This window comes from Mesorhizobium sp. CCNWLY176 (genome assembly GCF_037153935.1).
In the GTDB taxonomy this organism is placed as follows: domain Bacteria; phylum Pseudomonadota; class Alphaproteobacteria; order Rhizobiales; family Rhizobiaceae; genus Mesorhizobium_M; species Mesorhizobium_M zhangyense.
In genome coordinates this window covers 40,633-66,555 of the sequence record NZ_JBBBDZ010000021.1, presented here as the reverse complement: position 1 = coordinate 66,555, position 25,923 = coordinate 40,633, and the positions used below count along the sequence as shown (strand labels likewise).

Below are 25,923 nucleotides of genomic sequence, written 5' to 3'. Positions count from 1 at the left end.
CCAGCCATGACGCGAGAGTGAACAGCATGACCTCCAAGCAAAAGATCGAACGCCTCGCCTTCTGGTCGATCATCATCGCGCTCGGCGTGATGGGACTGAAATATCTGGCCTATCGCATGACGGGTTCGGTGGCGCTGTACTCCGACGCGCTGGAATCCGTGGTAAATGTCATTGCCGCAGCCGCCGCATTGTGGGCCATTCGCGTCAGCCACAAGCCGGCCGATCAGGACCACCCCTTCGGGCACCACAAGGCGGAATATTTCTCCGCCGTGCTGGAAGGCGTGCTGATCGTTCTTGCGGCGCTGCTCATCCTGCGCGAGGTCTGGTTTGCCTGGCAGGTGCCCGCCCCCATGGAACAGCCATGGCAAGGTCTTGCCGTCAACGGCCTTGCTGCTGCCATCAATGCCGGCTGGGCGTTTCTGCTGATCCGCACCGGACGCCGCGAGAAATCACCCGCGCTGCTGGCGGACGGCCAGCACATCATGACCGACGTCGTCACCTCGGTCGGCGTCATTGCCGGCCTCGTTGGCGCAGTCCTGACCGGCTGGACCATCCTCGATCCCGCGCTCGCCGTCATCGTCGCGCTCAACATCCTGTGGCAGGGCTGGCATGTCATCGGCTCGTCGCTCAACGGCCTGATGGACCGCGCCGTCGACACCGACGAGCACATGCATATCCGCGACATCATCTCCGCGAATTCGAAAGGCGCGCTCGAAGTCCACGATCTGAAGACCCGTATCGCTGGCCGCGCCATCTTCATCGAGTTCCACCTCGTCGTCGACAAGGAGATGAGCGTCGGCGAAAGCCACGTCATCTGCGACCGCATCGAGGAGGCGCTGAAGGCCCAAATCCCGTCGGTGCGCATCACCATTCATGTCGAGCCCGACGACGAAGCCAAGCTGCCGATCGGAACTGCCGCGGTGCCTTTCGCGTAAACGCGGGAATCGCGTAAGAAGGCCCGGCCCGTTCAGGATGGGCGTCAGAAAGAGGCTCTCGCGGCCTCGTTGAAAGAGAGCCATGGAAGCGCCAGTCCGACCGCCAACACCCGAGCCGCTGGCTCGCATGGCGCCGGGCATGCAATGGGGCCTCATCGTCCTCGTTTCGCTGGTCTTCGCCGGCCTTCTGGAATTGGCCGGCCTGCCTGCGGCACTGCTGCTCGGCCCGATGTTCGCAGGCATTCTCGCCGGCACCAATGGCGCCACCGTGCGCCTACCGCAACCGCTGTTCTTTTCCGCGCAGGCCATCATAGGCTGCCTCATCGCTGCGTCGGTCGAGCTCGAGATCCTCACCTTCTTCCTCCGGGATTGGCCGCTGTTCATGGGCACCGTCATCGCGACGCTGGTGGCTTCGAGCTTTCTCGGCTGGCTGATCAGCCGCTGGAAGGTGCTGCCCGGCACCACCGCCGTCTGGGGCACCGCACCGGGCGCCTCGACCGCCATGGTGCTGATGGCCGGCGCCTTCGGCGCCGACGCGCGGCTCGTCGCCTTCATGCAATATCTGCGGGTGATCTTCGTTTCCGTCGCAGCCGCCGTCATCGCGCGGCTGTGGGTCGACACGTCTGGCGTGGTCTTGCCGGCGGTCGACTGGTTCCCGGCGATCGACTGGCAGCCCTTCCTGTCGACGCTCGGCATCGCCGTCGTCGGCGGGCTCGTCGGGCGCCTGCTGCGCCTGCCCTCGCCCTATTTCCTGGGCTCGATGTTTCTGGGCGTTGCCCTGCATCTCACCGGCTATGTCAGCTTCCAGTTGCCGGAGTGGCTGCTGGCGATCAGCTATGCGGCTGTCGGCTGGACCATCGGCCTCAACTTCAACCGCACGATCCTGCGCCACGCCGCCCGCGCCTTGCCGCAGATCATATTCTCGGTGCTGGCGCTGATGGCGTTCTGCGGCGCGCTGGCCTGGATGCTCAGCCACTATCTCGGCATCGACCCGCTGACCGCCTATCTGGCGACCAGCCCCGGCGGCATGGATTCGGTCGCTATCATTGCGGCCGCCTCCAACAATGTGGACATTTCCTTCGTCATGGCGCTGCAGACGGCACGCTTCCTGTTCGTGCTCCTCTTCGGCCCGTCGATCGCCAAGCTGGTAGCGCGTTTGGTGAAGGAGTAGCGCCTTGCCTTGCGGATGTTGAGATTCAGGTCAGGGCGAGCCGAAAATGGTGGTTTTCGAGAACCGAAGCGGAGTGGACGTGAGTCCATGAGCATCGGAAGCGCAGAAAACCGCCATTTGCAGGCCGCCATGGCCTGAATCTGGCTATTTCGTCCGCAGCCGGATACGCGGAAACACCGGCCGCGCCTCTTCGACCGGTTGCTCGGCCTTGGCGAGGATCGTCGTGATCTCCAGCGGCAGGCTGGTCAGCGCCTTCTTTGACGCTACGCCGTCGGAAAGCGTCAGCACGCTGTCGTAGAACTCGGCCCCGCTCGCCGATTTCGGCGGCGTCACTTCATGCATGACGCTGATGACGGTCACGCCGGGGCAATTGTCTTCGATCGCCTGATGGAAGGCGATCTTGGCGGCAGGATCGAGCGCGCCCGTCGCCTCGTCGAGGAACAGCAGGCCGGGCTGCTGCAACAGAATGCGCGAAAGCACCAGCTTCTGCTTCTGCCCGCCCGAAAGCACCTGGTCCCACAGCTTGCCCTCGCGCGTCTCCTCGCCGAGATATTCGATGAATTCGCCAAGCCCTGCCTTGTGCAGCGCCGACGCCACGCGCGCGTCGGAATGCTCGTCAGGGCTGCCGGGCAGGCACACCAGCTGCTTGAGCGAGACCTGCGGCAGCTTCACTTCCTGCGCGGCATAGAAGCTCTTCACGCCCTCGGGGAACACGACATCGCCGCGGCCATAAGGCCACAGCCCGTTGATCGCCTTCATCAGGCAGGTCTTGCCGCTGCCGGAGGCGCCGCGCATATAGGTCCACTCGCCACGGCGGAAGCGCAGGTTCGGGGCCGTCAGGAAAGGCAGTGCATCGTCGCCCTGGTGCATCAGCGCCAGGTTCTGCACGGTCAGGCCGAACACCGAATGCTGGCTGCCATACTGGAAATCGGACTGGCCGGTGAGCGCGTAGAATTCGCTTGGCTTCTGCACATTCTCGATCGCCACCGCCAGATCGGTCACGCGCCGCGCATTGGCCTTGAGCGAGGCGATGTCGGGCATGACGTGGATGAACCACGAGCACTGCTGGATCAGCGAATTGACCAGTTCGGCGCCGGTGACATAGCCCTTCAGGCTGATATTGCTGTTGATGTAGGGGATGAGGCCCGGGCCGTAGGCGACGAAGCGCGCGGCGATGAAATTATACACCAGCTCGAACGACATATAGGCCGCGTTGATCCTGTTCAGCCGGCCCCAGGTCCAGTCGATATCCTTGTAGAGCCTGTTGTTGACCTGCTTCTGCACGCGCTCGCTGCCGGAGGCGGCGACATGGAAGCTGCGGCGCAGGAACGTCGTCAATTCACCGCGATAGCTGCCTTCGGCCTGCTGTATCTTCAACGTCAGCCGTTCCAGCATGCGGCCGAGCTTGACGGCGATATAGGTGTTGAGCGGCACATAGGTGACGACCGCGACGAAGGCCAGCACGGCGCTGCCATAATCGCCGAGGAACTCCAGCCCCTTCACCTGCGTCGAGGTCTCGAGCAGTTTCTGGCCGACGAACAACAGCGACATGACCACGCCCATGACGCCCATGGCGAGCCCGATGGCTCCGCCGGTCATGCCCTTGATCGATTCCTGGACGCGCTGGTCGATATTGTCGGGCGCGATAGGCGCATAAGCGGCCTGCTTGCCGGCACCGTGCTGCAGATGGAAATGCGTGTGGTTGCCGTCGAGCAGGGCTTCGTTGAACCGGCCGTCGAGCCAGCCGCGCCACTTGCGATGCAACGTCGTGGAAAACAGGTGCCTGATGCCGGTAAAACCCGCATCCTTGACCAGAACGAGAGCGAGCAGGATGCCGGCGCTGGTAAACAGCGTGGCGAGCGGCGCCTCATTGTCGGTAGCGTGGAAATAGGCGATCGAATTGACGAGCTCGCCCGAAGCTTCGGCCATCCAGACGCTGGTCTTGCTGGAAACGGCCGTGAGAAGAGTGATCGCCAGCGTCAGCCCCCAGGCTTCCATCCAGCGATCCGAGAACCAATAGGCCTTCATGAGGCCCCAGAAGCCGCGCATCGAGGAGACGGGCGTCAGTGGTGGCGGTCTTGCAGGACGGCGGCGCCATCTGTCCGTCAATATCAGTCGTGGCCAGTGTACCCGAATCACTTGCTCCAACCCCGGTTATTATTTTTGTTACACAGGGTAACACGACTTGATCGTTTGCAAACGCTTTTGTCGATCACACCTTCGAGGGGCGGAGGATCATCCATGCGGCACTGTGCTTTTGCCGTCACATCCATAAGGGCGATGATCGCGCCGGATGGTGAAGTTTCCGTTGCGGTTGAGGAGGGGCCGGATGGGAGGGGCTAAGAGGGCCAGCAGTGTAGAATCCGTCAGAAGCTGTCTGGTCGAGCCGTTTTCAAATGTCGCATTTGGGCTGTGGGTCGACCAAAGTATCGTTCCGAGCGCTATGGATACATGGCAGCTTCCGACCTCAAGTAAGCCGTTCCAGGCTGGCCGTACCAAATCCAGAAGCGGTCGTTCATAGACTCGAGGTAATGGCAGCTAGAGCATCTGTCATCGCCCGAAATGTTGGAAACGCTGGTGGACATAGTGCGAGCGATAGCTCACGATTGTCTGCTCGCATCGCTCGAGGCTTGGGAAAACTCTTATAATATTAGCGTGAACCCAACCCGGCCTGTATGGGCGTCGAAGCTGTCGCGGAGGCGGCCATAATCGCTGCCGAATCGGCAGCTTGCGCAAGACTACTCAGATACTTTGCCGGTGGCTTTCCAAGCGCTTTCTTGAACATAGTGATGAAGGCTGTCACGGATTCATAACCGAGATCGGCCGACACCTGCTGCACGCTCGCGCCTGAGGCTAGTTCTCGCATGGCGACGATCAGGTGCAACTGCTGACGCCAGCGCCCGAATGTCAGCCCTGTCTCTTTGACTACGAGTCTTGCAAAGCTGCTCTCGCTGAGGGCGACGCGCCTGGCCCATTCCGCGAGCGTGCTGCGGTCGGCGGGGTCTTCCGCCAACGTTGCGGCAATCCGCTTCAGGCGCGGCTCGGATGGAAGGGGCAGATGCAAATGTTGAACCGGCATCCTGGGGAGTTCCGTAAGTAGAACCCTCATCAAAAGTTCGCCCCTCGCACCATCGTCTTGCCTGCCATCTGACAGATCGACGATCAGTTCGCGCAGCAGCGGCGAGATGGAAAGCGTGCAGCATCGATCCGGCAGGCCGACAAGTTCCGGCTCGATGTAGATGAAAAAGAGCCGGGCATTGGCTGCCGCGATATTGCTGTGCTCCATGCCGCCTGGAACCCATACCGCGCAATGAGGCGGCACCATCCACAGGCCGCCGGGAACGCGGCAGGTGACGCTGCCTCCAAGGGCAAACACAAGTTGACCCTTGCGGTGGCGATGTTTGGACACCTCCACCCTGGCCCCCTCAACGTCTACGCGCACGGCAATGACCGGCGCGGAAGGATCGTCCACATTCAGATCGTACCACGGATATTGAAGAGGCTGCTTCATACTTGAAGTATTTTAGTGATTAGATGAATTAATATCGGAATTAATCAGGCAGATATGTTGATAATAAGCAAGCCCTTGGGCGCAGCAGGCCACCGAGAAGACATTTCGGTCAGAAGAATCACGATCCAAATTTGGAGATAGATGATGAGCACTTTTGTTCTGGTTGCAGGCGGCTGGCGTGGCGGATGGACATTCACACCGATTGCCCGAAAGCTTCGAGGTCTGGGACACGAGGTTTTCACGCCCACTTTGACTGGCCTTGGCGAACGGGTCCATCTCGCATACGCCCGTCCCAACCTCGATACACATATCATGGATGTCGCCAACGTACTTACATATGAGAACCTGTCGGACGTGATCCTTTGCGGTCACAGCTATGCCGGAATGGTCGTGAGCGGCGTCGCGGATCAGTTGCCCGAGAGACTATCCGCGCTGGTCTATGTGGACGCATTTGTCCCGGGCGATGGCGATGCGTGGTGGGATTTGGCAGGAGATTATTTCCGCAAGATTGCGATAGATGGCTCCGCGGAGGATGGCTTTGGGGTGACCCCACCGCCCGGTACCGATCCCAGGCGAGTTCCCCATCCGCTCGCCGCGTTTCGTCAGGCCATTCACCTCACGGGCCGATGGCAAGAGATTCCGGAAAAAATGTTCATCTATGCGAGCGGATGGGAGGCCACTCCATTCAGCTCGACCTATGAACGCCTCAAGGACGATCAGGGCTGGATAGTGAAATCGTTGCAGACTGGCCATGATGTGTTTGGCCAGGCACCCGACGAGTTCCTGACGTTCGTCCAGGAACTCAAGGGTGTGGTGGCAGGATGAACCATTCAGAAACGCCTGCTTACATCACCTGACGACCGAAAGCCGACGGGCAGGAAACACCCCATTCCGGTCATCCCCTGTGGACCTGATCGGACGACAGCTTTTGGGAAGCAGCGGCACAACCTCCAACGGCTGGAACGGGACGCAAAGCTAACCTTATGAGGTAACGGATGAAAGTCGTATCGTTCAAGAGTTGACGTTTCACACCACGTGGACAACTTTCTGCTTCTAAAAAATAAAACTATTTAAAAACAAATACCTAAACCTCAACACGCTCTAATCTTTTCCCCCTCCTTCCCACCTCTCTTACCCTTGTCCTCAGTTCCTCCCATGGGAATGCCGGTCGCGACGGTGATCTGTGGGGAGGAACCGGCGCTTCCGTCTTGCAGCAAACGTAGCTGCAAGGCCGGGGAGGTTCCGTCCGAGGGTTCCCCTGCGGGTAATACGGCCCGCGCGTGCTGGACGAGCACATAGGCCCTGAATTTATTCGCAAACGGATGAAGGCAGGGAGCAGCGGAACGGGCGGGAACAGAAATCGCCGGCGGGGCGCGGAAGTCGCGCCACGTACTAACCATTAGGAAGGCACGGCCATGCGCCCCGCTTCCCACCCTCGTAGAGGGAGTTCTTTGACAATGGCCAGATGCGAAAGCAGGCGTGGCGATGATGAAGTGCGTCTTCCCCTTCTCCCCTTGTGGGAGAAGGTGGCCGAGCGCAGCGAGGTCGGATGAGGGGTGTTCCAGCTTGGCGCTCCGTCCAACACCCCTCATCCGTCTTGGCGCTGCGCGCCAATCCACCTTCTCCCACAAGGGGAGAAGGAAGAAACGCCGCGCTCAGCCTTTCGCCGCCGCTTCCAGTCCCGCGATGTCGAATTTTATCATCTTGAGCATGGCTTCCGTCACGCGCTTGGCCTTGGCGGGGTCGGGGTCGTTCATCAGTTCGCCGAGCCGCTTCGGCGTGATCTGCCAGGAAAGGCCCCAGCGGTCGCGCAGCCAGCCGCAATGTTCGATCGAGCCGCCCTCCTTGAGCGCGTCCCACAGCCGGTCGATCTCGGCCTGGGTCTCGCATTCGACGATGATCGAGAAGGCATGGTTGAACGGGTCGAGCGGCCCTGCTTCGATGGCCATGTAGCGCTGGTCGCCAAGGGTGAAGCCGGCAAGCTGCACGCTGCCGGCCGGCCCGCTGGGATTGTCGGCCGGAATAGCCGACACCCACTCGACCGACGAGCCGGGGATCAGCGACGTATAGAAGTTGACCGCGGCCTGCATGTCCTTTTCGAACCAGAGATGCTGAGTGACCTTCATCATGTGTTCCTCCTTCGTGACCGCCCCGCAAGGCGTGCGATCAGAGGACGAAGCTGGATGGGCCTTCCCGACAGAGACCGCAAAAAAATCATGCGGCGCGCCAAACGCGCCTGCCGGACAGACTGCAGCTCAGGTTCCAGGCATGGAAAACCCCGGCTGTGCCGGGGTTCTCGGATGCTTAACGGTTAAAACCGAACCCAAATCCAGACACGCTCGCGATAGCAGCGCGTAATCCGCCGGCCATGACGCCAGTGTCTGCGGCACACCCGTCTCCACACACGCCGCCGGTGCCGGCGGTTGTGTCTGCGATCGTGCCTGCGGTGCCATCGGCGATGGTCGACAAGCTCGACCTCGGCCTGGCTGTCATCACCGTCGAAGACGGCAGTTTCCGGCTCGTTGAGTTCATCGAGAATTCCACTGCCATCCGGAATCCCGGCAAGTGCACTGGCGGGCCTGGCAACACTTACCAGGGCAGCGCCTCCCACAAGGCCAAGTATTCCGGTCAGAAATAGTCGTCGATCCATAAAAACCTCCCGATCTTGCGACCACAGGCAACGTCAACACGAGCATTAGATTACGGCGATGCCGAATGCGCAACTCAAACGGGTGAATTTGGTTCCCGTTCGCGCTCGCTTCCCGGCTCTTTGACGTTGACCGGATGAAAAAGCCGGTGCGGTGAACATGAAGCTGCTACGCCGCCCTCTTGCACCAAACCCGCCCCTGCTATATGAACCCGCGCATGACTTCGCGTCCGACCCATTCCGTGTCCCGTCCGTCCGCTTTCGCGGGCGAGACCGTTCGCGCGCTTTCGGCAACGCTGCTTCTTCTCGGCCTTATCGGCGATCGCCGGGCTCGTTAAGGGAGCGTCCGGCGGTCGAATTGCCGCCGAGGCATAGCTCCTTTTGCTCTTCACAACAGAACCGAAATTCTGATTTAAGACCGCTTGAATGTTGCGCGCAGCGTCGCGCATGGCGGGCAAGAGAACGAGACCGAAAATGACCAAGATCACCCCCGTAACCGCTGCCGACCGGCATGCCGGCATGCCCATCGCTTCCGTCAAATACGAACCCTACCAGAAGGTCGACCTGCACGACCGCACCTGGCCCTCCAAATCCATCGACAAGGCGCCGATCTGGTGCTCGGTCGACCTGCGCGACGGCAACCAGGCGCTCATCGACCCGATGGGTCATGACCGCAAGGTGCGCATGTTCAAGCTGCTCGTCGACATGGGTTTCAAGGAGATCGAGATCGGCTTTCCCTCGGCCTCGCAGACCGATTTCGACTTCGCCCGCTGGTGCATAGAGGAAGGCGGGGTGCCCGACGAAGTCGACCTGCAGGTTCTGGTGCAGTGTCGACCCGAGCTGATCACCCGCACCTTCGAGGCGCTTCAGGGCGCGAAAACGCCCATCGTGCATTTCTACAACTCCACCAGCGAGTTGCAGCGCCGCGTCGTCTTCGCCAAGGATGTCCCAGGCATCAAGCAGATCGCCACCGACGCCGCCAAGATGATCACCGACATGGCGGCCAAGGCCGGCGGCGACTTCCGCTTCCAGTATTCGCCCGAAAGCTTCACCGGCACCGAGCTGGAAGTGGCGCTGGAAATCTGCAACGCCGTCACTGAGATCGTGAAGCCGACGCCCGAGAACAAGCTGATCATCAACCTGCCCTCGACGGTCGAGATGTCGACGCCCAACATCTATGCCGACCGCATCGAGTGGATGATCCGCCATCTCGACAACCGCGAGAACCTGATCATCTCGCTGCATCCGCATAACGACCGCGGCACCGGCATCGCCACCACCGAACTCGGCCTGCTGGCCGGTGCCGACCGCGTCGAAGGCACGCTGTTCGGCAATGGCGAGCGCACCGGCAATGTCGATATCGTCACGCTGGCGCTCAACATGTTCACGCAAGGCGTCGACCCGGAACTGGACTGCTCCGACATCAACCGCATGAAGGACGTCTACGAATATTCCAACCAGTTGAAGATCCCCGAGCGCCACCCTTATGTCGGCGAACTGGTCTACACGGCGTTTTCCGGCTCGCATCAGGACGCGATCAACAAGGGCATGAAGGCGATCAAGACCGCCAACAAGCCATTGTGGGAAGTGCCCTATCTGCCGATCGACCCGCAGGATGTCGGCCGTAGCTACGAGGCGATCATCCGCATCAACTCGCAATCGGGCAAGGGCGGCATCGCTTATGTGCTCCAAGCTGACTACGGCTTGCATCTGCCCCGTCCGCTCCAGGTCGAGTTCAGCCAGGATATCCAGGCGATCACCGACTCCGAAGGCAAGGAAGTCTCGTCGAACCGCATCCATGAGCGCTTCCTCGAACGCTATGTCGACCAGCCCGGCGCGCGGCTGAAATTCGTCGACCACCAGACTTTTCCGGATACCGAAGTGAAGGGCCGGCGCATCGTCGAGGCGACGATCATCGACCAGGGCAAGGAGGTGACGATTTCCGGCACCGGCAACGGCCCGGTAGACGGTTTCGTCGATGCCCTTTCGCGCCATATCGGCGTCTCTCTCTCGGTGCTCGACTATTCCGAGCACTCGATCCAGCGCGGCTCCAACGCCTCGGCCATCTGCTACATGGAGATGGAACACCCGGGCGGGCGGATTTTCGGCGTCGGCATCAACACCAACATCGTCGCCGCCTCGCTCGAGGCGGTGGTGTCGGCGGCCAACCGCGTGGTGTGATCGTCCACCGAGGTTAACCATGCCGCGCCTTGCCCGGGGATATCGGGCAAGGCGAAGGCATCCCGAATTCTGCGTACTTGTGAGTTGACACAAGCACGCTATGATTGAGTTCCATAACGGCGCCGCTCTCAAAAAAGGTCCGACGCTTGCCCCAGAATAAGCCTGCTGCCCCCGCAGTGCTCGAAACGCTTGAGAAGCTTCTCGCCAGCGAGACCTTTGGCCGTTCGGAACGCGCGCGCAAATTGCTGCGCTACCTGGTTGAACAGGAGCAGGCCGGCCGTGCGGACCGCCTGAAGGGCTTCGCAATCGCGGTCGACGTCTTCGGCAGGGATGCCGGCTTCGATTCATCGGCTGATGCCGTGGTCCGGGTGCAAGCCGGCCGCCTGAGAGAACTTCTGGGGCAATATTTCGCCACCGAAGGCGCGTCCGATCTCATCCGCATCACCATCCCGCGCGGCAGCTACGTTCCCGCCTACGAAATCGCGTTCGACGCAGGCACAAAGCCGGTTCCGAAAATCCTGCCTCTGGATGAGCCGATCGTCCTTGCGCAACCACAGCAAATCCAGGCCGATACACCACCGGCAGATGCCGGCCAGCCTTCGGCTTTCATCGCTGCCGCCCAGCCTTTGCCTCCAGCGTCGCAGGTCATGCGGCACCTCTGGTTCTTCTGGGGAGCCATGGCGGTCATCATCGCTATGCTCGGCTTTCTCGTTTTCCGCATAACCGAGCCGGCAACGCTGGACGACGTCGCAGCGCTGGCGGGCACTTCTTTCACCGAGACCGGCAGCATCACAAAATCGTCCGCGATCGAGGCCCTGCCGCCCGTCTACATTACCAACGCTTCGGAAGATGCCGACGCGACGCGGGTCGCGACGGTGCTGCGGGCCGGGCTTTCCGGCTTCGACACCGTCGACTTCATCGCCAAGGATGTTCCGGCCGGCGCAGGCCCGGTCAATCCCAACCAGTTCGTCTTCAACGTATCACCGGGCACATCGGACGGAACGGTGGCGGTCGAGTTGCAGCATAGCGCCAGCGGGAAAATCCTCGTCAGCCGCACCCTTTCGCCCGAAGACCTCGATCCGAAGGTGCTTGATGACCGCATCGCCGACATTTTGAGCGCCACGATACCCGTCTCCGGGGCGATCTACGGCTTCATCGACCAGAACGATACCGATACCGGGCTGACGCGCTGCCTGCTGCTCAACGACAATTACTATCTCGACCAGACCCCGCAGAAACACGAGGAAGCCTATCGCTGTTTCGAACAACTGCTGGCTGAAAATGCCAAATCGCCGCTGATCTACAGCGAACTGGCCTCTCTCCATCTGGAAGCAGTCACCGACCACCACCCCTACCCGCCCGGCGCGACTGCCGAGCAGGCTCTGGCGCTGGCCCATCGTGGCGTCCTGACCGGACCGACCAGCCCCTATACGCATCGCTCCTACGGCTTCCTGAATTCGCGCGTCGGCGACCCGACAGAGGCCATCCGCTTCATGCGCAAAGCCTATGAGCTCAACACCTATGATCTCAGCATGGCAGCAGCCTATGGCTATGCGCTGATCTTCTCAGGCAATTACGTCGATGGCGCGCCCATTATGGAGCACGCCGTCGAGGCCTCGAGCGCCCATCCAATGTGGTGGGACTATGGGCTCTTCCTGGCCAAGCTCATGACCGGTGACATGGAACGGGCGGCACGCGCCACAGAATCATTGGCGGCAACGAAGAAATCGCACTACCTGGCCGCGCGCCTGATTGCCGCCGACATCTCCGGCAAAACCGAGCAGGCCAAGGCTATCGCAACCGAACTCGCCGTCGATTTCCCAAAATTCGCCGCCGATCCGCGCCCCACTTTCGAGAAAGCCAACTATCCTGCCGACTTGACGGAAAAGCTGGTGAATGCGCTGCGCGCGGCGGGGCTCGGCGGGTCGAGCTGATCGGCCCTCTTTCCATAGAGCCGTATCCGGGTCGGCGGAAGTAACGTTTCCCGGCGGCAAGTGCCGCCAAAAGACAATCCTGCCGGAGAGATCGCTTCAGATGACCCAACAGCTTTTTGCCGCCGAGACCGGCACTGGTTCTCGCGTTGTCGTGCTCATCCACGGCTTCGGCGGCTTCCACGGCATCTGGGATCAAGTGGCCACCGAACTTGCTTCGGAAAATCGCGTCATCGCCTATGACTTGCCCGGCCATGGCGGTTCGCTTGGCTGGCCCGGCGCGGGACCCGCAAAAATCGCCGTGCGCGCAATTCTTGCCGATCTCGCGGCACGCGGCATCGAAAAGGTCCATCTTGTCGGCCATTCGATGGGCGGCGCGATTGCGGCACTGGCTGCCCTTTCCGACCCTGCCCGCATCGCTTCGCTGACCTTGCTCGCGCCGGGCGGCTTCGGCGAAGAAATCGCCGGACCCTTGCTGCGCCGCTTTGCGGCGGCAAGATCGCAGGCCGAGATTCGCGACTGCCTTGATGCGATGTCGGGACCGGAATTTCACCCCCCAGACAATTCCATCGAGGCGCTGGAGACGGTGCGCAGCATCGACGGCCAGCGCGAAAAACTGATCGAAATTGCCGGCGCCATTACCGAGAATGACCGGCAGGGTGTGATCCCGCGCGAAATGCTGGCAAAGCTGACCATGCCGGTCGCAGTCGCCTGGGGAACGGAGGATTCGGTCTTGCCCTTCTCGCAGACTACCGGCTTGCCATCAGCCTTCAGGCTTTATCCCTTGCAAGGTGCCGGCCACATGCTGCCGGAAGAGGCACCTGAAACCGTGCTGGACATCATCCGCCGCACCATGGGCTGAACGGGTCGCGGACGGTCAAACCCACCGAATTTGGCGCTGGAACAGATGCAATGCCACATTCGCTATGTTAAGAGTTCGTTAACGTAGCCGCGGGGTTTGGAGCCACTGCCCATGAGCGATGCAGGGGAAAACGTAACGCCGATCGACCAGACGCACCGGCTTGCCGACGTCATTCGCGACGTCAAGAACGCTGCCGCCGACCGCGAGGATGTCGTCGTGGAGCTGCGCGAGGCGAGCCGCATGCGGCTCGATCTGCTGGCGCAGGAGCTGGCCCCCGTCTTTGCCGACGTTCCCGCCGATATCGACATGTTCGACTTTGCCGTGTCCTCCGGCCTGCAGCCGCGGCTGTGGATCGACGCGGTCAGCCATGTCGGCCTCGGGCGCGACCGCCGCACCTATCGCTTCCTGCACGACACGCGCATCGGCCGCGTCGTGCTTGCCGAATCCACCAGCATCAAGCCGGTTGCCGATCAGGTAACCCGCTACATCGCCGAGCGCATCGTCGAGCGTCAGCGCCTGATGGATGGCGGCGTCGGGCAGAGTTTTGCCCGCAGTGCGGATGTTGCCGAAGCGGCTCCCGCCCTTCGCACCTCCGGTTCCGACGGCTGGAAAACATTCTTTTCAGGGCTTGGCATTGTCACCGCCGGCGCGCTGGTCGGCGTTGCGGTCGCCGCCATCCTGTTCTGGGAACGCCTCTCTGCGATCAAGATCACGTTCTGATCAGCGCCCGACCGTTTCGTGCGCACTGGTCAGGTCCAGCGCCATGATCTCGGACGGAGGCATTGCCGCACCGGTCAGACCGTGACGGCTGAGGCGAATATCCCATGCGCCCGCCTCGCCCGAAATATCGATGAGATTGTACTGGGCGGCGGGCTTGTGGCCGCCCGGCGCCTGGCCGGCCGCGGCAACGCCCACCACAGGCACCCGTGCCGATCCGCGCTTGCCGATCCAGTAGAGCGACGGCTCGTGCGAATGCCCGTGCAGCACCAGTTCCGCGCCATGGCGGGCGATGATCTTCTGGAAACGCCTTATGCCGAACAGGCGTTTGTGCTGGGCAACGGCGCTTCGCACCGGCGGATGATGGATCATCACGATCCTGCACAGCCCGCGCTTGCCGGCATCGTCAAGAATGCTGCGGAGCCTGTGAGCCTGCTCCTCGCGGAAAAACCCATTGGCCATGAAGGGTGCAGTCGCCCGCGCCGACGAAACGCCGATCAGCGCGACCTGACCGCGCACGCGCAAATAGGGGAAACCATGACGGTCGACCGGCGCGTTCTGCCCGTCGCCAGCCATCCACGGACCCCAGGCGCGGCAGATCTTGTCGAAGGCGCCGGGCACATAGGCGTCGTGGTTTCCCGGCACCACCGAAACATCCTCCGGCTTGCCGACCATCTCAAGCCAAAGCTTCGCCAGCTCGATCTCGCCATCCAGCGCCAGATTGACGAGATCACCCGTCACCGCCAGATGGTCCGGATTCTTGGCCTTCAGATCGGACACGATCGCGTCGATCACGCCGTCATGAAGGTAACGGCGACGGTTGCGTTGCCAATTGACATAGCCGACCGCCCGCTTGGAGGCGAGTTCGCGATAGGTTACAGCGGGAAGAGGTCCCAGATGGATATCGGAAATATGCGCAAGCCTGAACATTCAACCCTTTTAGGATACGCGCTTGCAGCTTTCCAGAAGCCGGTTGCCGCAGGATGACAATCAGCGAGCGCGAAGCGCAACAGGGCAAGAGTGCATGGGCACGCCTGCGCTCCAGCATCTTTCATTTCTATTTCCTGCTACGCCGCCCGATGACGCTTGGCGTGCGCGGACTGGTCTATGACCGGGAGGAAAATGCCGTCTTTCTGATTCGCCACACCTATGTTCCGGGCTGGCAGTTGCCGGGCGGCGGGGTGGAAACAAGCGAGATCATGGCCGACGCGCTGGCGCGCGAACTGGTCGAGGAAGGCAACATAGAGATCACCGCGCCGGCGGTGTTGAAATCCCTGCATTTCAACCGCCAGGCAAGTCGGCGCGACCATGTCGCCATGTATCTTGTCGAAAGCTATCGGCAGACGGCGCCAAAACAGCCCGATTACGAAATCGCCGAGGCCGGTTTCTTCAAGCGCGATGCCCTGCCCCCTGAGACAACCCCGGCAACGCTGCGACGCATCGCCGAGGTTCTGGATGGGGCGGAAGTGTCGCCTTACTGGTAATCAGGCAGCCTTCCTGAATCGGTCGCGGTCATGCGCCGCGAAATGGTCGATCTCCGGCCCGACGGGAATTATCCGCGTCGGATTGATCGTGGCATGGCTGCCGTAATAATGCGCCTTGATATGCCGCATGTTGACGGTCTGCGCCACGCCCGGCACCTGATAGAGATCGCGAAGGTAGTTCGACAGGTTCGGATAGTCGGCAATCCGCCTCAGATTGCACTTGAAGTGCCCGACATAGACGGGATCGAAACGCACCAGCGTCGTGAACAGCCGCCAGTCTGCCTCGGTCAGCCGGTCGCCGACAAGATAGCGCTGGCGTGACAGGCGATCCTCCAGCGTGTCGAGCGCGGCGAAGAGTTCCTTGAACGCCTCCTCATAGGCCTCCTGCGTCGTCGCGAAGCCAGCCCTATAAACACCGTTGTTGATCGCCGGATAGACGAGATCGTTGATCGCATCGATCTCACCGCGCAGCGCCTGCGGGTAAAGGTCGACCGATGCATCGCCCCATTCGTCAAAGGCCGAATTCAGCATCCGGATGATTTCGGATGACTCATTCGAGACAATCGTCTGCTCTTTTTTGTCCCAGAGAACCGGCACCGTCACCCGGCCCGAATAGGAAGGATCGGCCTTTGTGTAGATCTGGTGCAGGAAGTCGAGGCCATAGAGCGTGTCGCCGGTGGCGCCATCGTCAGTCTGGAACGTCCAGCCATTTTCCCCCATGAAATGGTGCACGACCGAAATAGAAATCACATCGTCGAGCTTCTTCAAGGCACGGAATATCAGCGTGCGATGCGCCCAGGGACAGGCGAGCGAGACATAGAGGTGGTAGCGGCCCGGCTCGGCCTCGAAGCCGCGTGTCCGGCCCGCAGCAGGCTTGCCGTCGGCCGTGATCCAGTCACGCCAGCCCGATTGCTGACGCACGAAGTGCCCGCCGGAATCCTTGGTGTCGTACCAGCGATCCACCCATTTTCCGTCGACCAGCAGTCCCATGGCGATGCTCCTTTTGTGAAGCCCAATGTAGGGACCGAGGTGGCAGGCAGAAACCCTTGTTGTCTGAACAGTTCGTCAACGCGATCGTTTCATTGAAGAATTCCGGTGGACGGGGTCGAAATTTGATGGTAGCGGGTCACCTCAATGGCAACACACTTTGCACATATTCGGTTCGACCGACGACGAATGGGCGCCCGCGCTTAAACAAGCGCTGATTCCCGACCGCTGCCATGCGCTGCGGATAGTCTCCTCGACCGGATGCAAAGACCATGACTCTTGCCGTGACCTACCTGCCGGAACTGCCGGCGCATGATTTCGAAATCGACGCGATCAATGAAGAGGCCTTTGGCCCGGGCCGCTTTGCGCGCGCCGCCTACAAGATCCGTGAAGGTGGCCCCCACGAACGCAAAATGTCCTTCGTCGCGACCTATGACGGCGCGGTGATTGCGTCGGTACGGATGACCTGGATTGCCGCCGGAGAAGGCCGCGCCTTGCTGCTCGGACCGCTTGCGGTGCGCCCTGCCTTCAAAAACATGGGCATCGGCCGCAAACTTGTAGCGATGTCAGTGGACGCCGCGAAGAAGGCCGGCGCGCCCTCCGTCGTTCTGGTCGGCGACGAACCCTATTACGGCCCGCTCGGCTTCAAACGCATTCCGCGCGGGCAAATATCGATGCCGCGCCCGGTCGATCTCGACCGGATTCTCGCAGTCGAAATCCAGCCCGGCGCTGTCGCGACGCTGACGGGCGAGGTTTGCCACGCCGACCTGGCGGGGCTCCAAATCGATTGCGTGGCCGAGCAAGCCTCCGTAGCATGACACTGACGTTTTCCGGGCGGTAGAAACCCTCCGGAACGATTTGTCGTTGACATGACCGCCCGAAGCATGAGCCCGCTTCGGGCTGAAATTTATTTGCTTTGAATCCGGGAGGAAATTCACCGATGAACCCCAATGGCCAGATAGCACTTGTCACAGGCGGCAGTTCCGGCCTGGGCGAAGCCACGGCGCGCGCACTTGCAGCGCGCGGTGCAAAGGTCGGGGTTCTGGATATCAGCGTCGAACGCGCACAAAGGGTTGCGGGCGATATCGGTGGCTACGCTGCCGAATGCGATGTCAGCAATGCCGAAAGCGCTGAGGCAGCCATAGCCGAGATAGCCGCGAAACTGGGCGAGCCGCGCATCCTCGTAAACTGCGCTGGCATCGCCATCGGCATGAAGACTGTCGGCAAGGACGGCCCTCACCCGCTCGACCTCTACCGCAAGGTGATCGAGGTCAATCTGATCGGCACCTTCAACATGATCCGCCTTTTCGCCGACCGCGCCGCCAAGCTCGATGCGCTGGAAGGCGGCGAGCGCGGCGTCATCATCAGCACGGCTTCCGTCGCCGCCTACGACGGGCAGATGGGACAGGCCGCCTATTCGTCCTCCAAGAGCGGCATTGTCGGCATGACCTTGCCGGTAGCGCGTGACCTCGCCCGTTCCGGTATCCGCGTGATGACGATCGCGCCCGGCATCTTCAAGACGCCGATGATGGCAGGCATGCCGCAGGAGGTGCAGGATTCGCTCGGTGCCGCGGTGCCCTTCCCCTCGCGCCTCGGCGAGCCTTCGGAATATGCCGCCCTTGCCCTTCATATCGTCGAAAACCAGATGCTCAACGGCGAAACGATCCGCCTCGACGGCGCGATACGCATGGCGCCGAAATAGAGCCGGCAATCCATGACCACGAAGCCGGGACCGCTTTCAGGCCTGACCGTCGTCGAGATGGCCGGGCTTGGTCCGGTACCGCTGGCCGGCCTCATCCTGTCGGAGATGGGTGCGGACGTCATCCGCGTCGAACGCCTGCGCACGGACCGGGCATTCCTGTCACTGCCGCCCGAATATGACCTCGACCGGCACGGCCGCGAAATCCTCCGCGTCGATCTCAAGCAGGCCCAAGGCGTGGAACTGGTGCTGCGCCTTGTCGAAAAGGCCGACGCGCTGATCGAGGGTTTCCGCCCCGGCGTCATGGAAAAGCTGGGGCTGGGGCCTAAGATCGCCTGCACCCGCAATCCCGGCCTGATCTATGGCCGCATGACCGGCTTCGGCCAGACGGGACCCATGGCCCAGCGCGCCGGCCACGACCTCACCTATCTCGCTTATACCGGCATACTCCATGCCATCGGGCAGAAGGGCGGCAGGCCGGTGCCGCCGCTCAACCTCGTCGCCGACTATGGCGGCGGCACGATGTTCTTGATCACGGGTATCCTGGCGGCACTCTTCGAACGCTTCAAATCCGGCAAGGGCCAGGTTGTGGACGCCGCCATGGTCGATGGCGCATCCATGCTGGCGACGCCGTTCTTCGGCTTCATGGCCGCCGGCCTGTGGCAGGATCGCCGTGGCGAAAACCTGCTTGATTCCGGCGCGCCTTTCTACGACACCTACGAAACCGCCAACGGCAAACACATCGCGGTTGCCTGCCTCGAGCCGCAATTCTTCGCCGAGTTCTGCCGGCTCCTCCCGCTCGACCAGCGCTTCGCCGAAGCGCAATATGACAAGTCGCTGTGGGATGAGATGCGTGAAGCGATCGCAGATCGCGTGCGAATGAAAAACCGCGATGAATGGAGCGCCTTGTTCAAGGACACGGATGCCTGCGTGGCACCTGTTCTTTCGCTCAAGGAAGCACCTCGCCATCCGCACAACCACGCACGTCAGGCGCATGTCGCGGCCGGCGCATTGCTGCGGCCGGGCCCGGCACCGCGTTTTTCGCGCAGCGGCACGCAGGCCGCGATGCCTGTCGAAAGCACGCCCGCGACGATCCTCTCCCGTTTCGGTATTCCAGGCACCGAGATCGAGACGCTTGCCAAGGAAGGCGTTGTCGGCAAATAAGTGGATATCAGCATTCATGATTTTGTGAGGATGGGGTGGAAACGAAAAAGGATGTCATTCGCGAAACGGATGCCGAGGCGATCACACTCGCCAAGACGCTGATCCGGACGGCGCGCCATGGTGCTATCGCCACCCTCGATCCCGAAACCGGCGCGCCGCTGGCAAGCCGTGTCGGCACCGCCACCGACGTCGATGGAACGCCGCTGATTCTTGTTTCGTTGCTTGCCGCCCACACCCGAGCGCTTATCGCCGATCCACGCTGCTCGCTGCTGCTCGGCCAGGCCGGCAAGGGCGATCCGCTCGCCCACCCGCGCATTTCGCTTTATTGCCGGGCAAGGCAACTGGAACGCGGCACACCCGCCCACGCCCGGGCGCAACGCCGCTATCTGAATCGCAATCCCAAGGCAGAACTCTATGTCGGTTTGGGTGATTTCTCGTTTTTCCGGCTGGAGATCGATGGTGCCAGCCTGAATGCAGGTTTCGGCAAGGCTTACAATCTGACGCCGGCCGATCTCTTGACCAACAGCCCCGCGCTTGAAGCGCTTGCCGACAGCGAGCAGTCGGCGCTCGACCACATGAATTCCGACCATCTCGACGCGATCGCAGTCTATGCCCGCCACTATGCAAAGGCCGATGGCGACGGCTGGATCGTCACGGGCTTTGACGCCGATGGTATGGATATTGCAACAGGCGACCAAATTCGACGCGTTTTCTTCCCGCGTAAGTTGACGGAAGCCGGCGAATTGAGAAAGATGCTTGTTGAAATGGCCAAGAGCGGACGTGAAGCAGATCACATACGGCGCTAGCTCTGGTCTTTAAGGAAGCAGCAGGGCCTCGAATTAGCAAAATTGCTTTTAGGCTTTGCTTTTTTAGAAATTGTCGGATTCAGGTGAAACCGACGCGCGTTTCTCGACGTTATTGCCCCCATGACGTCGAGGGAAAAGTTACCGTGGGGGAAGGTATGACCGCCAATCCGCTTATCGATAATGCAGGAGCTGCAGCCACGCTGCTCAGTCTCTTGGGCAATGAAAAGCGTCTCGTCATCATCAGCCATCTGCTGGAAGGTGAAATGTCGGTCGGTGCGATTGCCGAGAAGGTTTCGCTCAGCCAGTCCGCACTCTCGCAGCATCTGGCGAAATTGCGCAGCATCGACATAGTCGAGACGCGGCGCGACCGGCAGATGATCTACTATTCATGCAATTCCGCCGCGGTGCGGCAATTGATCGGCACGCTTGATGGGATCTTCAACGGCGCAGACGAGGTCTACGAGAAATCCTACGCTCAGAGCCCGGTCCTCGCTCAGAAGTCTTGACCGGCAGCGGTTGGCGCTCTTTAAGAAGTCGAGCTGGATGGCGTTGCGTCCATGCGGACGCATAAGAACGATCCAACACCTTGAATGAGCGTCGGAATATTTCGAAAGCCGGATTTCGTTTTGGTCCGATGCTCTAACAGACCGACCGAGCCCGATGGACCCGATACGCATTGACGATCCCGCCGATCCTCGCGTCGCGCCTTACATGGATATTCGCGAGCGCGATCTGGCCGGCCGGCAGGGGCGCTTTGTCGCCGAAGGCAAGGTCGTTCTCAACGTCCTGTTTTCAGCGCGGCGTTTCGAGGCGGAATCGGTGCTGTTGCTTGAAAACCGGCTTGCGGGCATGACCGAAACGCTGAAATCCGCGCCGGCCGATGTGCCGGTCTACGTTGCCTCCAGCGATGTTCTGGACGGCATCGCCGGCTTCCACATGCATCGCGGCGTGCTGGCGATAGGCCGCAAGCGCCCGCCCGAAACGATCGAGACGATTCTGGAAACCCTGCCGGAACGTGCATTGGTGGTCGTCCTGGTCGGCATCGCCAATCACGACAACATTGGCGCGATCTTCCGCAATGCTGCAGCCTTTGGCGCGGATGCCATCCTGCTCGACGAAACCTGCTGCGACCCGCTCTATCGCAAGGCGATAAGGGTCTCCGTCGGCGCAGCACTCAAAGTACCCTTCGCCGTCGCAAGCGAAACCGGTAGTCTTGTCGACACCCTCGGAAAACACGGCTTCGAGCAGATCGCCCTGTCGCCGCAGGGCACGGTCGACTGCCGCGACATGGCGCGGCCACAGCGGCTCGCTTTGTGGTTCGGCACCGAAGGCGAAGGCCTGCCGGAAAAGCTGATGCGGCGGCTGAAAACGGTGAAGATCGCCATGACCGGCGGCTTCGACAGCCTGAACGTGGCGGCTGCGTCTGCAATCACCTTGCATCACTTCACCGACCATCGCGTTTAGGGTTGCTCAGTCCGCAGACGTCGCCGTCTGCAGTGCCCGCACGCGATCGGCAAGGCTGACCGTTAAGCCTGCACCCTCGCCTGTCTCGGCCGCCAGTGCCTTGGCAATCGGCGAATCGGGACCATCCAGCTTCGCCGCCAGATTGACCACATGGGCCGCCAGTTCGTTCATCTGCTCACGCAGCCTGGCGTTTTCGTCATCGTCGCCGGTGTTCTCCTGCGAAACGGGAGCCGAATTTTCCGACTTCAGCCGCTTGTTCTCGCGCGCCAGCGCGGTCAGCCGCTCTTCCAGGCGCTCGCGGTCGGCTGACAATTTCGCCAGTCTTCTGTCGATATCGTCATCCGCGTCCGCATAGGCCAATGCCGATGCTTGCGAAGCTGTGCCGGCGGGCTCATTGCCCTTCGACGCATCACGCAGCCGCGCCAGTTCACGCTCACGCCGTTCCAGCCTGTCGTCGCGGTCGGCAAGCGTGGCTGTCAGCGTCTCCACCTTCCTGGCCAGGTCGCTCGTCCGCTTCTTTTCCACCGTCAGGCCTTCGCGCGCTGTCCTGGTTTCAAGAGCCATGGCCTTGGCCTGCACGTCAGCTTCCTTGCGCTGCGCCTTCAGCTTCGACAACTCGCTGGTGAGCCTCTCAAGCTCGCTTTCCCGCGCCACCAGTTCGATCTGGCGGCTGCTCGACGAAAAACTCGCCTCATCATACATGCGGCCAAGCTTTTCCAGTTCCTCGGCACTCATCGTGCTGGAGCCTTCAATCTCGGCAAGCCTTTCGCCGAGGCGCTTCAATTCCTCGTCGCGCTTGGTGAGATCGGCAGTCAAGGCACCCACCCTCACCGCCAGCGCATCATGCGCCTTGACCTTCGCATCGCGCTCGGCGGCAAGCTTTTTGACCTGTTCCTGGGCGCGGCCGACATCGACGAGCTGCGACGCATTCTTTGCCTGCAGGCTTTCGGCCTTCATTTCCAACCGGCGAATCGACATCGCCGCTTCGGCGCGGATGCGATCCTTCTCGGCCTGGATTTCGCTTGGCGTCAGCGGCATCGAGCCTTCGATGCGCTTGCGCGTCAGGTTGACAGCCCGCCGCCAGGCAACCGGTGTGATCAGCACGGCAATGAAGCCGGCACACAGGAAGCCAAGCACAAAGAACAGGATGGACTGGATCACATTACACTATCCGTTGCCGGTGGGCTCCGCCCGCCCCTGGCCTATCTGCCACAGGGCGGTGTTCGGGGCAACGCAATGGTGGTCCGTATGCTTAAAACGGGTTCCACGTCGCCTGCTGTGTCAGCTTCAGATATCCCATATTGATGCCGAGCCGGGCACCGACACCGGTTCGCACCGGCACCAGCAGCATGTTGCCGTTCTTCATGACGTTGAAGCCGACGCCCGCAACGACATAGGCGGAACCTGCGACACCGCCAAAGCGGTTGTAGAGGTTGGAAACGTCATCGAGATTGTAAACCAGCATCATGGTGCGCGAGCCTTCGCCGCCGAAATCCCAGCCCAGCGACGGACCCTGCCAGAACACTTTATGGTCGCCGGCGTTCTTCGTGTAGAGCGAGCCTTCACCATAGGTGAGCCCGCCGATCAGCGCGCCGGAACCTTCCTCGCCAAGGATATAGCCGTTCGGCAGGCCGTAGGACGAGAATATCTTCTCGATCACGGTCGCCAGCCCACCGGATGTGGCGCCAAAGAAGCGATGGCCGGAGTCCACGATTTCCTGAGCGGAATATTCCTGAGCCCGCAAGGCCGATGAAGAAAAAGCCACGATGCTCGAAACGGCGAACATCATTGCGATCAGCCGGAACAGATTCCGGTTGTATAGTCGGGAAAACATGCTTCCAATCTCCGTCCGGGAGCACACTCGCCGACGCCTACTGCCTGTCGCGGCTCTTTGTTGGCCGCTTTCAGGGTCACTCACCCGCAAATTATGCCGTAATCCTTTTTCAACCATTAAGCTTTCACATGAAGATGGCGGTTCGAAGGCTGGCGACAGCGTTGGTGGCCGTGCAAACGCTGATTTTAAAGACGAAAATGCTGGAACTTTTCGCTGGCCGGACGATGCCTGTATGATCGCGGCCTGAGAGCCAGACGTGATTCGTTCGGGCTGGCGCGGTAGAACTGCTTCGCACTGATTCGTTAATTGATGTTAGGGATACCGTTCAATGTCCGATCTCTTCGCGCTGTCCGCACCAGATCTCGCTGCCCTGCTGTGCAGCCGCGTGTGCCATGACATCATCTCGCCCGTCGGCGCAATCAACAACGGGCTGGAACTGCTTGATGAAGGCGGCGCCGACGAAGACGCCATGAACCTCATTCGCGCCAGCGCCCGCAATGCCTCGGCGCGGCTGCAATTCGCCCGCATCGCCTTTGGCGCGGCAGGCTCGGCCGGAATGCTGATCGACACCGGCGATGCAGAAGCCGTGGCGACTGCCTTCCTGAAAAACGAGAAGCCGGAGTTGACCTGGACTGGGCGACGCGCACTGCTGCCGAAGAACAAGGTCAAGCTGCTGCTCAACCTGGTTCTGGTGGCCAACGCCGCGATCCCGCGTGGTGGCAAGATCGCCGTGACGCTCGACGATGTCGAAACCGAGCCGAAATTCACGCTCTCTGCAAGCGGGCCGATGCTGCGCGTGCCGCCGAAATTCCTCGAGCTTCATTCCGGCCACCAGCCGGAAGAGGCAATCGACGCCCACGCCGTCCAGCCCTATTACACATTGCTGCTGGCGCGCGAGGCAGGCATGACGATCTCCATCCACGCTACTTCGGACGAGATAGTCTTCACCGCCGCTTAGTTTCCGGCAGAAGCAGGTTTCGCACTGCTCCATTTCGGGGATCATGCGCTGAACGCGTATCCCCGAAACGCTTGGCCGCGGGGCCTAAGCCACTATTTTTACGAAAACTTTACCCAACGGATTTTCAGCTTTTTTACATCACCGGGCTAACTTGCAGCCGCACGGTCCGGTTCTCTGGCTCGCGCGGGGGATGCAAAGAGAGACGGGCTCATGAAACGCTGCATGTTCATCGACGATTCGAGTGTCATCAGGAAGGTCGCCAAGCGCATCCTGAGCGGCCACGACATGCTTGTGATCGAGGCCGCCACTGGTTCTGAAGCCCTCGAAATGTGCGCAGCCGACATGCCCGACATCATCGTCGTAGACGGAGCACTTCCCGACATGGCGAGCGCCGACGTGATCCGCCGAATTCGCGCCATCGACAGCCCGGTCAAGCCGAGGATCGCGATATGCCTGGTCGAGTTCGACATCGGCGCGATCATGCGTGCCAAGCGCGCCGGCGCCCACGATTATCTGCTGAAGCCCTTCAACCGGTCGCAATTGCTGTCGCGCTTCCGCGACCTGCGGGCTGCCTGAACCCCCAAAACGAAAAAACCCGGCAAAAGCCGGGCCTTTTCAATCGTTTGCCGAAACTCAGGCGCTTTCGCGGATTTCCTCGGGTTCGCGCAGCACATAGCCGCGGCCCCAGACCGTTTCGATGAAGTTCTGGCCGCCGGACGCGGTATCGAGCTTCTTGCGCAGCTTGCAGATGAAGACGTCGATGATCTTCAGTTCCGGTTCGTCCATGCCGCCATAGAGGTGGTTGAGGAACATTTCCTTGGTCAGCGTGGTGCCCTTGCGCAGCGAGAGCAGCTCAAGCATCTGGTATTCCTTGCCGGTCAGATGCACGCGCTGGCCGCCGACTTCCACGGTCTTGGCGTCGAGATTGACCACCAGGTCGCCGGTGAGGATGACCGACTGGGCGTGGCCCTTCGAACGGCGCACGATGGCGTGGATGCGGGCGACGAGCTCGTCCTTGTGGAACGGCTTGGTCATATAGTCGTCGGCGCCGAAGCCGAGCCCGCGAACCTTGTCCTCGATGCCGGCCATGCCGGAGAGAATGAGGATCGGCGTCTTTACCTTGGACAGCCGCAGCGTCCTCAAGACTTCATAGCCGGACATGTCCGGCAGGTTGAGGTCGAGGAGAATGATATCGTAGTCGTAGAGCTTGCCGAGATCGACGCCCTCTTCACCGAGATCCGTCGTATAGACGTTGAAACTCTCCGATTTCAGCATCAGCTCGATGCTTTGTGCTGTCGCACTGTCGTCTTCAATCAGCAGAACGCGCATTTCATTCCCCTTTTCTGCCGCCGGACCGCATCGTGAGCCATCCGGTACCGGAGCAGTGATTGCCTAGGTCGCAGGCTGCCATCGAATGGTTAACAAATCCTAATTCCGCTTGGCAAGCAGTAACAGAATTTTTAACCCCTGGATACACCCTCTTGAATCTAATGAAGAATCCCCGATCCATTTATTAACAAGCCACGTTAACAATCGGCGCCAAGTGATTCTTTTGACTCTTGTTGTGGTCGT

At 61.1% G+C, this 25,923-nt stretch carries 25 protein-coding genes; 17 read left to right on the top strand and 8 right to left on the bottom strand.

Annotated elements, in window-relative coordinates; translation table 11 throughout:
- Positions 1 to 26: 26 nt before the first annotated feature.
- Together WBQ96_RS25720 and WBQ96_RS25715 are read left to right on the top strand one after the other, a co-directional pair.
- Positions 27 to 935 (top strand): cation diffusion facilitator family transporter, encoded by a 909-nt coding sequence (locus WBQ96_RS25720; RefSeq protein WP_165121242.1) that lies wholly within the window; start codon positions 27 to 29, stop codon positions 933 to 935.
- Between the two features lie 82 nt (positions 936 to 1,017).
- Complete coding sequence (locus WBQ96_RS25715) at positions 1,018 to 2,106, top strand: AbrB family transcriptional regulator (RefSeq protein WP_336555449.1); 1,089 nt, start codon at positions 1,018 to 1,020, stop codon at positions 2,104 to 2,106.
- A gap of 144 nt (positions 2,107 to 2,250) precedes the next feature.
- Here WBQ96_RS25715 and WBQ96_RS25710 read toward each other — a convergent pair whose 3' ends face one another.
- Together WBQ96_RS25710 and WBQ96_RS25705 are read right to left on the bottom strand one after the other, a co-directional pair.
- Complete coding sequence (locus WBQ96_RS25710; protein ID WP_336555466.1) at positions 2,251 to 4,155, bottom strand: ABC transporter ATP-binding protein/permease; 1,905 nt, start codon at positions 4,153 to 4,155, stop codon at positions 2,251 to 2,253.
- A gap of 601 nt (positions 4,156 to 4,756) precedes the next feature.
- A complete protein-coding gene (locus WBQ96_RS25705; RefSeq protein WP_336555447.1) occupies positions 4,757 to 5,617 on the bottom strand; it encodes an AraC family transcriptional regulator in 861 nt (286 codons plus the stop codon).
- Between the two features lie 144 nt (positions 5,618 to 5,761).
- Between WBQ96_RS25705 and WBQ96_RS25700 the strand changes: the two genes are divergently transcribed.
- Positions 5,762 to 6,442 carry an alpha/beta fold hydrolase gene (locus tag WBQ96_RS25700; protein ID WP_336555445.1) on the top strand — a complete coding sequence of 227 codons (681 nt, stop codon included), beginning with the start codon at positions 5,762 to 5,764 and terminating at the stop codon, positions 6,440 to 6,442.
- An 830-nt stretch (positions 6,443 to 7,272) separates the two neighbouring features.
- Here the strand turns inward: WBQ96_RS25700 and WBQ96_RS25695 are convergent.
- Positions 7,273 to 7,746 carry a VOC family protein gene (locus tag WBQ96_RS25695; RefSeq protein WP_197716840.1) on the bottom strand — a complete coding sequence of 158 codons (474 nt, stop codon included), beginning with the start codon at positions 7,744 to 7,746 and terminating at the stop codon, positions 7,273 to 7,275.
- Between the two features lie 239 nt (positions 7,747 to 7,985).
- Here WBQ96_RS25695 and WBQ96_RS25690 point away from each other — a divergent pair, with 239 nt between their 5' ends.
- From WBQ96_RS25690 to WBQ96_RS25670, 5 genes are all read left to right on the top strand, one after another.
- Entirely contained in the window at positions 7,986 to 8,255 is a 270-nt protein-coding gene (locus WBQ96_RS25690; RefSeq protein ID WP_336555443.1) for a hypothetical protein, read from the top strand.
- Positions 8,256 to 8,783: 528 nt separating this feature from the next.
- Positions 8,784 to 10,445 (top strand): 2-isopropylmalate synthase, encoded by a 1,662-nt coding sequence (gene leuA / locus WBQ96_RS25685; protein WP_165121243.1) that lies wholly within the window; start codon positions 8,784 to 8,786, stop codon positions 10,443 to 10,445.
- 146 nt (positions 10,446 to 10,591) lie between these two features.
- The gene (locus tag WBQ96_RS25680; protein WP_336555441.1) at positions 10,592 to 12,379 is read left to right on the top strand and encodes a tetratricopeptide repeat protein; all 1,788 of its coding nucleotides are present in this window, start codon (positions 10,592 to 10,594) and stop codon (positions 12,377 to 12,379) included.
- A 100-nt stretch (positions 12,380 to 12,479) separates the two neighbouring features.
- A complete protein-coding gene (locus WBQ96_RS25675; RefSeq protein ID WP_336555440.1) occupies positions 12,480 to 13,238 on the top strand; it encodes an alpha/beta fold hydrolase in 759 nt (252 codons plus the stop codon).
- Between the two features lie 111 nt (positions 13,239 to 13,349).
- On the top strand, positions 13,350 to 13,958 hold the full coding sequence (locus WBQ96_RS25670) for a hypothetical protein (RefSeq protein WP_336555438.1): 609 nt from the start codon (positions 13,350 to 13,352) through the stop codon (positions 13,956 to 13,958).
- Here WBQ96_RS25670 and WBQ96_RS25665 read toward each other — a convergent pair whose 3' ends face one another.
- Positions 13,959 to 14,885: a metallophosphoesterase family protein gene (locus WBQ96_RS25665; protein WP_336555436.1), complete on the bottom strand. Its 927-nt coding sequence runs from the start codon at positions 14,883 to 14,885 to the stop codon at positions 13,959 to 13,961.
- Between the two features lie 53 nt (positions 14,886 to 14,938).
- Between WBQ96_RS25665 and WBQ96_RS25660 the strand changes: the two genes are divergently transcribed.
- Entirely contained in the window at positions 14,939 to 15,439 is a 501-nt protein-coding gene (locus tag WBQ96_RS25660; protein ID WP_336555434.1) for an NUDIX domain-containing protein, read from the top strand.
- On the opposite strand, the gene WBQ96_RS25655 is transcribed toward WBQ96_RS25660, so the two are convergent.
- Positions 15,440 to 16,429, bottom strand: coding sequence for a glutathione S-transferase family protein (locus WBQ96_RS25655; protein ID WP_336555432.1), 990 nt, complete (start codon positions 16,427 to 16,429; stop codon positions 15,440 to 15,442).
- 269 nt (positions 16,430 to 16,698) lie between these two features.
- Here WBQ96_RS25655 and WBQ96_RS25650 point away from each other — a divergent pair, with 269 nt between their 5' ends.
- From WBQ96_RS25650 to WBQ96_RS25625, 6 genes are all read left to right on the top strand, one after another.
- Positions 16,699 to 17,244 (top strand): GNAT family N-acetyltransferase, encoded by a 546-nt coding sequence (locus tag WBQ96_RS25650; protein WP_336555430.1) that lies wholly within the window; start codon positions 16,699 to 16,701, stop codon positions 17,242 to 17,244.
- A gap of 122 nt (positions 17,245 to 17,366) precedes the next feature.
- Positions 17,367 to 18,128 carry a 3-hydroxyacyl-CoA dehydrogenase gene (locus tag WBQ96_RS25645; RefSeq protein ID WP_336555429.1) on the top strand — a complete coding sequence of 254 codons (762 nt, stop codon included), beginning with the start codon at positions 17,367 to 17,369 and terminating at the stop codon, positions 18,126 to 18,128.
- 12 nt (positions 18,129 to 18,140) lie between these two features.
- Positions 18,141 to 19,289, top strand: a complete 1,149-nt coding sequence (locus tag WBQ96_RS25640) for a CaiB/BaiF CoA transferase family protein (protein WP_336555427.1) — start codon at positions 18,141 to 18,143, stop codon at positions 19,287 to 19,289.
- A 35-nt stretch (positions 19,290 to 19,324) separates the two neighbouring features.
- Entirely contained in the window at positions 19,325 to 20,095 is a 771-nt protein-coding gene (locus WBQ96_RS25635) for a HugZ family pyridoxamine 5'-phosphate oxidase (protein ID WP_336555425.1), read from the top strand.
- Positions 20,096 to 20,250: 155 nt separating this feature from the next.
- Positions 20,251 to 20,601, top strand: a complete 351-nt coding sequence (locus WBQ96_RS25630) for an ArsR/SmtB family transcription factor (RefSeq protein WP_336555424.1) — start codon at positions 20,251 to 20,253, stop codon at positions 20,599 to 20,601.
- A 154-nt stretch (positions 20,602 to 20,755) separates the two neighbouring features.
- A complete protein-coding gene (locus WBQ96_RS25625; RefSeq protein ID WP_336555423.1) occupies positions 20,756 to 21,559 on the top strand; it encodes a TrmH family RNA methyltransferase in 804 nt (267 codons plus the stop codon).
- Positions 21,560 to 21,565: 6 nt separating this feature from the next.
- Here WBQ96_RS25625 and WBQ96_RS25620 read toward each other — a convergent pair whose 3' ends face one another.
- Together WBQ96_RS25620 and WBQ96_RS25615 are read right to left on the bottom strand one after the other, a co-directional pair.
- On the bottom strand, positions 21,566 to 22,720 hold the full coding sequence (locus WBQ96_RS25620) for a hypothetical protein (RefSeq protein WP_336555421.1): 1,155 nt from the start codon (positions 22,718 to 22,720) through the stop codon (positions 21,566 to 21,568).
- Positions 22,721 to 22,811: 91 nt separating this feature from the next.
- On the bottom strand, positions 22,812 to 23,348 hold the full coding sequence (locus WBQ96_RS25615; protein WP_336555464.1) for a DUF1134 domain-containing protein: 537 nt from the start codon (positions 23,346 to 23,348) through the stop codon (positions 22,812 to 22,814).
- A gap of 373 nt (positions 23,349 to 23,721) precedes the next feature.
- On the opposite strand from WBQ96_RS25615, the gene chpT reads away from it, so the two are divergent.
- Together chpT and WBQ96_RS25605 are read left to right on the top strand one after the other, a co-directional pair.
- The gene (chpT, locus tag WBQ96_RS25610) at positions 23,722 to 24,351 is read left to right on the top strand and encodes a histidine phosphotransferase ChpT (RefSeq protein ID WP_091918307.1); all 630 of its coding nucleotides are present in this window, start codon (positions 23,722 to 23,724) and stop codon (positions 24,349 to 24,351) included.
- A gap of 210 nt (positions 24,352 to 24,561) precedes the next feature.
- Entirely contained in the window at positions 24,562 to 24,927 is a 366-nt protein-coding gene (locus WBQ96_RS25605; protein ID WP_336555419.1) for a response regulator, read from the top strand.
- Positions 24,928 to 24,984: 57 nt separating this feature from the next.
- Here the strand turns inward: WBQ96_RS25605 and ctrA are convergent, their stop codons facing one another.
- Positions 24,985 to 25,680 carry a response regulator transcription factor CtrA gene (ctrA, locus tag WBQ96_RS25600; RefSeq protein ID WP_091918305.1) on the bottom strand — a complete coding sequence of 232 codons (696 nt, stop codon included), beginning with the start codon at positions 25,678 to 25,680 and terminating at the stop codon, positions 24,985 to 24,987.
- Positions 25,681 to 25,923 lie beyond the last annotated feature (243 nt).

Coding starts and splice junctions, on each gene's coding strand:
- WBQ96_RS25715 (WP_336555449.1), top strand. CDS start 1,018: ATGGAAGCGCCAGTCCGACCGCCAACACCCGAGCCGCTGGCTCGCATG.
- WBQ96_RS25645 (WP_336555429.1), top strand. CDS start 17,367: ATGAACCCCAATGGCCAGATAGCACTTGTCACAGGCGGCAGTTCCGGC.
- chpT (WP_091918307.1), top strand. CDS start 23,722: ATGTCCGATCTCTTCGCGCTGTCCGCACCAGATCTCGCTGCCCTGCTG.
- ctrA (WP_091918305.1), bottom strand. CDS start 25,680: ATGCGCGTTCTGCTGATTGAAGACGACAGTGCGACAGCACAAAGCATC.
- WBQ96_RS25700 (WP_336555445.1), top strand. CDS start 5,762: ATGAGCACTTTTGTTCTGGTTGCAGGCGGCTGGCGTGGCGGATGGACA.
- WBQ96_RS25630 (WP_336555424.1), top strand. CDS start 20,251: ATGACCGCCAATCCGCTTATCGATAATGCAGGAGCTGCAGCCACGCTG.
- WBQ96_RS25705 (WP_336555447.1), bottom strand. CDS start 5,617: ATGAAGCAGCCTCTTCAATATCCGTGGTACGATCTGAATGTGGACGAT.
- WBQ96_RS25640 (WP_336555427.1), top strand. CDS start 18,141: ATGACCACGAAGCCGGGACCGCTTTCAGGCCTGACCGTCGTCGAGATG.
- WBQ96_RS25720 (WP_165121242.1), top strand. CDS start 27: ATGACCTCCAAGCAAAAGATCGAACGCCTCGCCTTCTGGTCGATCATC.
- WBQ96_RS25675 (WP_336555440.1), top strand. CDS start 12,480: ATGACCCAACAGCTTTTTGCCGCCGAGACCGGCACTGGTTCTCGCGTT.
- WBQ96_RS25695 (WP_197716840.1), bottom strand. CDS start 7,746: ATGATGAAGGTCACTCAGCATCTCTGGTTCGAAAAGGACATGCAGGCC.
- WBQ96_RS25665 (WP_336555436.1), bottom strand. CDS start 14,885: ATGTTCAGGCTTGCGCATATTTCCGATATCCATCTGGGACCTCTTCCC.
- leuA (WP_165121243.1), top strand. CDS start 8,784: ATGCCCATCGCTTCCGTCAAATACGAACCCTACCAGAAGGTCGACCTG.
- WBQ96_RS25605 (WP_336555419.1), top strand. CDS start 24,562: ATGAAACGCTGCATGTTCATCGACGATTCGAGTGTCATCAGGAAGGTC.
- WBQ96_RS25655 (WP_336555432.1), bottom strand. CDS start 16,429: ATGGGACTGCTGGTCGACGGAAAATGGGTGGATCGCTGGTACGACACC.
- WBQ96_RS25660 (WP_336555434.1), top strand. CDS start 14,939: ATGACAATCAGCGAGCGCGAAGCGCAACAGGGCAAGAGTGCATGGGCA.
- WBQ96_RS25625 (WP_336555423.1), top strand. CDS start 20,756: ATGGACCCGATACGCATTGACGATCCCGCCGATCCTCGCGTCGCGCCT.
- WBQ96_RS25690 (WP_336555443.1), top strand. CDS start 7,986: ATGACGCCAGTGTCTGCGGCACACCCGTCTCCACACACGCCGCCGGTG.
- WBQ96_RS25670 (WP_336555438.1), top strand. CDS start 13,350: ATGAGCGATGCAGGGGAAAACGTAACGCCGATCGACCAGACGCACCGG.
- WBQ96_RS25650 (WP_336555430.1), top strand. CDS start 16,699: ATGACTCTTGCCGTGACCTACCTGCCGGAACTGCCGGCGCATGATTTC.
- WBQ96_RS25710 (WP_336555466.1), bottom strand. CDS start 4,155: ATGCGCGGCTTCTGGGGCCTCATGAAGGCCTATTGGTTCTCGGATCGC.
- WBQ96_RS25615 (WP_336555464.1), bottom strand. CDS start 23,348: ATGATGTTCGCCGTTTCGAGCATCGTGGCTTTTTCTTCATCGGCCTTG.